We start from the raw sequence: 7793 nt of genomic DNA, 5'->3' as shown, positions 1-7793 counted from the left end.
ATGATTTGACTTCCCTAAAAAATGATATGAAAAAGACAAAACTTGAAAATCAGCAACAGGTTTGGAAAGGATGCAAAAAACAACCGGTCAGACAGCAAGCATGGCACATTCCGAAAATATGGTCAGCCGCCTATCGACACACCGGAAGAAACCTCTGCAATTCCTTTTAAAAAAATGAAGCCGAAGAATGAAGCATACAATATTCCACGTATCGAAAAAAGTGACTGCACGATAAAATGAAAGGCTGCAACGGAAGAACAGACTTGCGGATTCTGCGGGGAGAACATAACCATACAGGCATACAGCCACTACAACTGTTTCCGGAAAAAGAAGATTATACAACCGGAAAAACAGAAAGGCATCCACTCGGAGAAAAGCAAGCAAACGATTGAAGCGGACTGCCGATTTAGCGGCGAAATATCCGACTACCTATATACAGCCCTAAAAGGCTGGGGCATATGGGTAAGCAACAGACTGCCGGGCAAATAAAAGGAGAGTGGCATAGCCGCCGGAAAGAGGTTGTCTCGATGTGGCCGAAGCTCCGAAAGCAGACCGGATATGCCTCTCTCCTTTGCCTTCCCCATTCCTGGATTTCACACAATCACGGAGCCTGCGAGTGACTATGAGAAATCCTGAAACGGGGACAGTCACTCCGCTGAAAGGGTGGGTGGGAAACATGTGACTTTCTCCAAAATAACAAATAGGGGTATAAAGATCTCAAAAGAAAAGAAAGCCGTTCCAGAAAAGACTGGAGCAACTATCACCATCTACTGTTCTTTAAGTTAATTGCAGCAAATCCAAATCATCAGTGACCAATCCATCCAATACATGTTGGATTTTATCAAATATAGCCTTATCTATGCCATACGTGGCGCATAACGATTGAAATTTGCTTACAGCATCGAACACCTGTAATATCTTCTTTTCGGGCTCCTCTACAAAATCCTCGGCAAAGTTGACGAAATCACTTGTAGTCAAGGCAGACCTTTTGCCCATCACGCCCATCGAATGAATGTGTGCTGAAGAATTTTCCCATGTATTTGCCGTGAACATTACATCATATGCAGGTGATAAACGCCATACCCCTGCCTTATCCATGATAAACGATATGTTCTTATTATGATCATCGGATATACCTGCGACATAATTAAATACCATTCTGATAAATATCTGATCTTTGTCTTCCTGGGGAAGTTTCAGAGTCTCTGCTATCCAACACAGCTTCATATAATCATCTGCACCCGGCATAATGGCCGCAAGGGTCTGACTAAAGAGCTTTTCTCCATTCTTACGATCAAATCTTTCCGTTACGAAATGATTTCTTCCATCAATTTCTTTCAGGAAGCATGGCATCATGTTGATTCCCGCCGCCTTTGCCATTTCGCTATATACCATTTCTATCTCTGTGGTAGGAGAGTCATCTGCTTCTTTAAATTTGATGATATACTGCTTAAAATTTTCAGGCAAATCCACCTGGCCGGAACGAAACTCTTCCGTTTCGAGATTATAGGCAATCACTGCCTTCGGGCGCATGCCACCGGCAGAAGTTCCAAGATATATCAACTTTTTCATCGTGAGGCTATCCTCCGGTGATATGACAGCAGCATCTCGATCATTATATATTTTAGAAGCCAAAGTTGCCAATGATGACATATTTACTGACTCATGGATGGCATCATCATTAAATTCCGGTTCAAATTCCAATGCTCCCATAGCCCTCTTGCCAATATAAGAGAGCTTCAATAGAGGCAATGATTCCGTAACCTTTATATTATTATCCGTGAGCCATTGGTCAAATAGGGAAGCCCCCCATTTGTCAGGAAGCGCATCTGCAAGAAATTCCGGAAGCCCTTGATATAATTTATCTTTATTCCCATAGAAAGACGCAAACAAAGGGGTTCTCTTAGGGTGTGTGGAAGGGCATATATCATAATCTTGTTTCCTATATTCATCCGTAAATTGGAATACAGAACAATGCTTTTCAAAGTCCCAATTCAATTTGCCAATGCAAGTCCCCCACAGATATACATTCACTATAATCGGCTCTTTCTTCATACCATCTTACGTTTACCGTTAATTCTTTGTATTCTTTTACCTGTTTTTTCATTGATTAGGAAAGGGGAGTCTGGAAGTTCCGGAACCAAACCGACAACGCCTTCAAGAGTTCCACTTATACGCAAAATCTTAAGCAATGTACTTAGGGCAATATCACTTACTTTACAAGATTCTATTCTCTTAATAGTAACGATAGATACTCCTGCCTTATCCGCAAATTCTTGCTGGGAAAAACAGCAGCTAAGTCTTATAGACTTAACTCTCTTGCAGATTTCCTTTACAATACATTCATCTGAAAATTCGTATATTGTATATGTATCATATAATCTTTTCATAGAAAAACATATTTAGGTATCATTTTTGATACAAAAATACCGATAAATCTGAAAATCACCAAATTAAGAAACACTTTTTTTATAATCTTCTGCCGCATTAGCAAACGATTGAAGCGACCTTGTGCCGCTTCAATCGTTTGATTGCTTTTTCTTTTTAGTCCGGGGGTTCTTATTTTTCCGGAGTCGGGTAGAACTTAGTAGCTACCATCACAATGCGGTTACGTTTCTCCCCACTTTTAGAATCCGTCCATTCTTCCGGCTTAAAGTAGCCTTCAACGGTAATCAGTACATCTTTTTGCAGTATCCAAAAAGCATAGCGGTCTTCCATCTTACTCCAGGCTTCAACTTTCATAACAGAGGAAACAAATGTTTTTTCTTCATTTATCTTGCCTATGCGACTGACCACAATAGAGAAGTGTGCAACCTTTACTATTTCGAATAAATGGATTTCTGCATCCCTACAAATCCTGCCTGTTACTGCGAATGAATTTTCAATCTTTTTCATATCTCTGATTTTTTAGAAGTTAATTAATCAATTTTACAGTGCAATAACTGATTGTTGGCTTTGGGGGACACCATGAAAAAAGATATAAATACTCTTTTTATGCTGGCCGGAAAAAGGAAGATTTGTAACTTTTTTATTGGTGAAGATGGCAGCAAATAATTCGGGTTAAATACGCTTTTTATGCAAGGCAAAAAAAGGAAGATTTCAGACGAATAACAACGTGGTGTTTGTGAATCGTCCCCTTATCCCCGTAAAAGGGGTTAGCAACAATCTATATTTGCAACGGAAAATGATTTGACTTCCCTAAAAAATGATATGAAAAAGACAAAACTTGAAAATCAGTAACAGGTTTGGAAAGGATGCAAAAAACAACCGGTTAGACAGCAAGCATGGCACATCCCGAAAAGATGGTCAGCCGCCTATCGACACACCGGAAGAAACATCTGCAATTCCTTTTAAAAAAATGAAGCCGAAGAATGAAGCATATCATATTCCACGTATCGAAAAAAGTGACTGCACGATAAAATGAAAAGCTGCAACGGAAGAACTGACTTGCGGATTCTGCGGGAGAACATAACCACACAGGCATACAGCCACTACACCTGTTTCCAATAAAAGAAGATTACACCACCGGAAAAGCAGAAAGGCTCCACTCGGAGAAAAGCAAGCAAACGATTGAAGCGGACTGCCGATTTGGCAGCGAAATATCCAACTACCTATCTACAGCCCTAAAAGGCTAGGACATATGGGTAAGCAACAGACTGCCGGGCAGTCACTCCGCTGAAAGGGTGGGTGGGAAAAAACTAAGTGGACGCAAAAAACAACCTTACCATTGGGGGATAAACTTCCCCCTATTTTCACTTCACATATTCTTTACCCCACTTCAATTGATTCAACAAACTTCAACAACAAAGCGACTGTTACCGTATGAAATGAAAGCTGATTGAACAACTTATGCGCTTTCAGCATCTCAATAGCGGCTTCAGCCGTAACAACTCTCTGTTCATAAAGCCGAATTGTCGCATATAACTGGTCATTTGCGACAGGCCCCATTATTAGGTCATAGTCACCGTTTTCTCTTCCTCTGCGGTTGTTGACAACAAACTCCAGCCATTCTTTTGTCGCACCCATAAACCGAAGAACCGGATATTCCCTATCAAGAATATCATCGGGAACTTCATAAACAGAGACGATTGCTTTTTCGCTCTGTTCCCTGTTCTTCTTCAACAAAGCCCATTTTTTTGCTTGTTCAAAGTTGGTTGTCGTATAAAATCCCTTCCCAAAGTCCGTAGCCTTCCGTCCTTTCTGTATATTAGGGCGTTTCACGGTAACTGTAGATCCATGAAATAGTCTCATTTTCTTTTATTGATATAAGTCGTTATAGTATCTAATATATATTCGGGGTCTTGGGTATGAAGCATTTCAAAAGTCTCATCCAAAAAATCAAAAACCCCATAGTCCGAAAACAACAACAAGGTTTCTTCCGCACTTTGTTTCTTTTCCTCCCTATAATTCTCAATGCAGAACATCTTGAAAAGCAGGATCTTCGTGTCACCGTTATACCGTCGTTTTTCTTCTGTTTTTTCCTTCTCCAATGTTTCATAAAGCGACAATGTACTTGAATACCATAACTTGGTACTCTTATCCAGCAAAGATTTATACAACTTGGAAGAATATATATAATACAGTGCATCGCCTAAAGGCAATGCCTTTTTCTTCATGACCAGTTCTACCAGCTCTCTCATCACGAATGGGAGCATGGTTGAGTCAAGTTCTCCTTGATTTTTATGAGTAATTTCCATATTCTTGTTGTTATTACTTTAGCATATTTTCGAAAACACCTTCTTCACAGTTCTTTATACACACCTGACACTCGGCCACCACTTCTCTTAATATTCGGGCACATTCTTCATTCGAATGCCCTTGCAGTAATTCATAGGCATATCGCATCAGTTCATTAGCTTCCATTGTTTCCATCCTTATCAATAATATTCAAGTTCATCATTATTTTCTGCAACGACTCCATATTTGGAGTTCCTAACCAACACACACCTATGCAAAAGGTCATATTGTTCTCTGTATCTGAAAAACGCATATTGTTTTACCTTTTACAAACATTGTTGTCCCATTAAAATCTAAAAGAGTTCTTTGAAATATTTGAAATTTAGTTAGTTACAGCGATTTTCCGAGCGAACGGACTTGAATTTGTAGCTTTGCATCAGATTAATCCGATGGCATATGTTCCAAGACAAATACGTTTTCGCTCAATTGGCTTCATTTCTGAATCGAAGTAAGTTTAACCGCATAGTCACCAAGTATGATGGTGATAAATATGTGAAGCACTTCACCTGCTGGAATCAACTACTTGCTTTGATGTTTGGTCAACTTTCTAATCGTGAAAGTCTGCGAGATTTGATAGTTGCTCTTGAAGCTCATCATTCCAAATGTTATCATTTAGGAATGGGTAAAAATGTATCAAAGTCATCGCTGGCAAGAGCAAATCAAGATAGAGACTATCACATCTTTGAAGAATATGCTTACTACCTGGTTAGCGAAGCACGACAAAAGTGTGCTAATCATATTTTCAAACTTGGCGGTAACGTTTATGCTTTCGATTCGACTACTATTGACCTGTGCCTTTCAGTCTTTTGGTGGGCAAAATTCCGCAAAAAGAAAGGTGGTATCAAAGTGCATACATTATATGATGTGGAAACACAGATTCCTGCATTCTTTCATATCACGGAAGCATCCGTACACGATTCTAAAGTTATGATTGAAATTCCTTATGAACCAAGCTCTTATTACATCTTTGACCGCGGTTATAACAACTTCAAAATACTGTATAAAATTCATCAAATTGAAGCCTACTTTGTTGTCAGAGCAAAAAAGAATCTCGGGTACAAATCCATCCAATGGAAACGTAGGCTGCCTAAGAATGTGCTTTCAGACGCAAGTGTATTTCTGACAGGATTCTATCCTAAACAATATTATCCAGAGCCACTTAGATTGGTTAAATATTGGGATGAAGAACAAGAACGAGAATTTACATTCATAACCAATGCGATGCATATATCTGCGCTTCAAGTTGCTGAACTTTATAAAAATCGCTGGCAGGTAGAGCTGTTTTTCAAATGGCTCAAGCAGCACCTTAAAATCAAAAGATTTTGGGGAACTACAGAGAATGCTGTTCGAATACAGATATATGCTGCTATATGCGCTTACTGTTTGGTGGCAATCATTCAACACGATATGCAACTGAACAGAAGTACATATGAAGTGTTACAAATACTGAGCATCTCATTGACTGATAAGACTCATCTGAGAGACCTCTTTGATAAAACTAAATTTCAAAATGACAAAGAACGATTCGGACCAAATGGGCCAAGTTTATTTAATTTTTAATTCGTCCCAATTTTAATGGGACACTAATGTTTTACAAAGGTAAAACAATTAAGTAAAATTCATCTATCATTGCTTTTCATATTTATTGTGTCTTTCTCTTTTGCATCGGAAGTATTAGCACTTACAGCAACCAGACAGTATGACATCGCCACGTTTGATCATACCGCTGGAAAACAACGATATACAATCTGAATCAAAACAGATTGTATATCACCAATTTCTTTTTTTGTGCCTTGTTAAACGTATAAGAAGTTCCTCCGGCAGATTTTCCATCCCAATAGGCAATCAGCCTACAGGCGTGTGAAATCATGTAATCATTACGGTGGGCATAGCATTGGGCATAATAATATTCGGATAGAACTACCACCTTGTCGGCTTGGCGCAAAATATCAGCATACCTCTGTTTGTCCTCTTTGTTGAAATACACATCTTGCCCGACATAAGGAACAACCGCCACCAAAACCATATCGGGATATTGTTTCCTTTGTTCAAGTACGGTATGAGCAGCCATCATGTCAAATCCAACCGCACAACCAATATAGAAAAAACGGATTCCATTCTCATAGCAGAAACGTACCTCTTCATTCAACGATACGGACAAAGCATATTTATTTGTTCGTATCGTTCTATGACCGGTAAAAGCAACGGACATCATTTTCATCCATTTATCACGTGCCTTTCTACATATATCCAACGAACCTGCCGAAGTTTCATACACCATTCCATTCACCTCATAACGATAAGTGAACCAAGTAGTATCTCCAAAGATATCCTTCTGCTTCTCTATATAACTCTCTTTTTCTTTCATCTTATAACATACGGACAACTGTTTTACCTAAAAAGAAACCTCCCAAAACCTCACCTCCTATTTTTTCCAACTGACATGCGAAACGAGCATACGAAAACCCTTTTGTTAAAATATCGTCAAATACCAAGATTTTCTTACCCCGAAAAAAGTCCTTGTCAAATTCTATCACTTGTACTTTTTGAAGCGACTTGCTGTCAAATTTCTCGTGAATAGCCAAACGATCTCCACTGACACGTATATGTTCATACGCATTGATAGCACCTGAAAACTTACACACAGCCGAAGCAAACCCCTTATAACGAAGTTCATTCTTATCAGCGGAAGAAGCCGGAACACAAGCAAAAACAATATTCTTAACATCATCACCAAAAACTTGATGTAACTTATTCGCTATCATCCAAGCTATATTCAAATAAGCTTTTCCATCCTTAAAACTCCATATCATCTTACGAATTTGCCATTCTCTTTCCGTTGCCTGCCGATATTGCATAGGAAGATACTCAAAGAAAGAAAACATCATCTTATGCCATTGTCTGTCTAAACTAGGATATTTACTCTGATGTGCCATAGTCTTTTATCTATTAAAATTAAACTTATGCTTCAGCTAGATTTAAAGACCTTTTTTTAAACCCCTTTCCGGGATGGCCTTTTCTTTCTGCCGACTTTTTTTTTGAGCTTTCATGCCCCA

11 protein-coding genes are annotated in these 7793 nt (G+C 39.0%); 4 read left to right on the top strand and 7 right to left on the bottom strand.

The features are described from left to right. The first annotated feature begins 42 nt into the window (after positions 1-42). Together DW039_RS20150 and DW039_RS21025 are read left to right on the top strand one after the other, a co-directional pair. Complete coding sequence (locus DW039_RS20150) at positions 43-240, top strand: hypothetical protein (RefSeq protein ID WP_007564676.1); 198 nt, start codon at positions 43-45, stop codon at positions 238-240. Positions 241-458: 218 nt separating this feature from the next. Beyond that, on the top strand, positions 459-620 hold the full coding sequence (locus tag DW039_RS21025) for a hypothetical protein (protein WP_005868748.1): 162 nt from the start codon (positions 459-461) through the stop codon (positions 618-620). A gap of 157 nt (positions 621-777) precedes the next feature. Here DW039_RS21025 and DW039_RS20145 read toward each other — a convergent pair whose 3' ends face one another. The 3 genes from DW039_RS20145 to DW039_RS20135 form a co-directional block, all read right to left on the bottom strand. Further along, positions 778-2055 carry a type II toxin-antitoxin system HipA family toxin gene (locus DW039_RS20145; protein ID WP_005868749.1) on the bottom strand — a complete coding sequence of 426 codons (1278 nt, stop codon included), beginning with the start codon at positions 2053-2055 and terminating at the stop codon, positions 778-780. Further along, on the bottom strand, positions 2052-2390 hold the full coding sequence (locus DW039_RS20140; protein WP_005868750.1) for a helix-turn-helix domain-containing protein: 339 nt from the start codon (positions 2388-2390) through the stop codon (positions 2052-2054). The genes DW039_RS20145 and DW039_RS20140 overlap by 4 nt, the downstream gene beginning before the upstream one ends. A 169-nt stretch (positions 2391-2559) precedes the next feature. After that, positions 2560-2895, bottom strand: a complete 336-nt coding sequence (locus tag DW039_RS20135; protein ID WP_005868751.1) for a single-stranded DNA-binding protein — start codon at positions 2893-2895, stop codon at positions 2560-2562. Positions 2896-3226: 331 nt separating this feature from the next. On the opposite strand from DW039_RS20135, the gene DW039_RS20130 reads away from it, so the two are divergent. Next, positions 3227-3424, top strand: a complete 198-nt coding sequence (locus tag DW039_RS20130; protein ID WP_007564664.1) for a hypothetical protein — start codon at positions 3227-3229, stop codon at positions 3422-3424. Positions 3425-3768: 344 nt separating this feature from the next. Here DW039_RS20130 and DW039_RS20125 read toward each other — a convergent pair whose 3' ends face one another. Further along, positions 3769-4251 carry a DUF3990 domain-containing protein gene (locus DW039_RS20125; RefSeq protein ID WP_005868753.1) on the bottom strand — a complete coding sequence of 161 codons (483 nt, stop codon included), beginning with the start codon at positions 4249-4251 and terminating at the stop codon, positions 3769-3771. After that, positions 4248-4697, bottom strand: coding sequence for a DUF3791 domain-containing protein (locus DW039_RS20120; protein WP_005868755.1), 450 nt, complete (start codon positions 4695-4697; stop codon positions 4248-4250). Before DW039_RS20120 ends, DW039_RS20125 begins: the two co-directional genes overlap by 4 nt. 436 nt (positions 4698-5133) lie before the next feature. Between DW039_RS20120 and DW039_RS20115 the strand changes: the two genes are divergently transcribed. Continuing rightward, positions 5134-6297 carry an IS4 family transposase gene (locus DW039_RS20115; protein ID WP_005868407.1) on the top strand — a complete coding sequence of 388 codons (1164 nt, stop codon included), beginning with the start codon at positions 5134-5136 and terminating at the stop codon, positions 6295-6297. A gap of 193 nt (positions 6298-6490) precedes the next feature. Here the strand turns inward: DW039_RS20115 and DW039_RS20110 are convergent, their stop codons facing one another. Next, on the bottom strand, positions 6491-7105 hold the full coding sequence (locus DW039_RS20110) for an SLOG family protein (RefSeq protein WP_005868759.1): 615 nt from the start codon (positions 7103-7105) through the stop codon (positions 6491-6493). A gap of 1 nt (position 7106) precedes the next feature. Next, a complete protein-coding gene (locus DW039_RS20105) occupies positions 7107-7673 on the bottom strand; it encodes a phosphoribosyltransferase (RefSeq protein WP_005868760.1) in 567 nt (188 codons plus the stop codon). Positions 7674-7793: the final 120 nt, after the last annotated feature.

It is taken from the genome of Bacteroides sp. AF39-16AC (assembly GCF_003602735.1).
In the GTDB taxonomy this organism is placed as follows: Bacteria; Bacteroidota; Bacteroidia; order Bacteroidales; family Bacteroidaceae; genus Bacteroides; species Bacteroides uniformis.
Note: the sequence above shows the minus strand (reverse complement) of the source record. Positions and strands in the feature narration are given on the sequence as shown.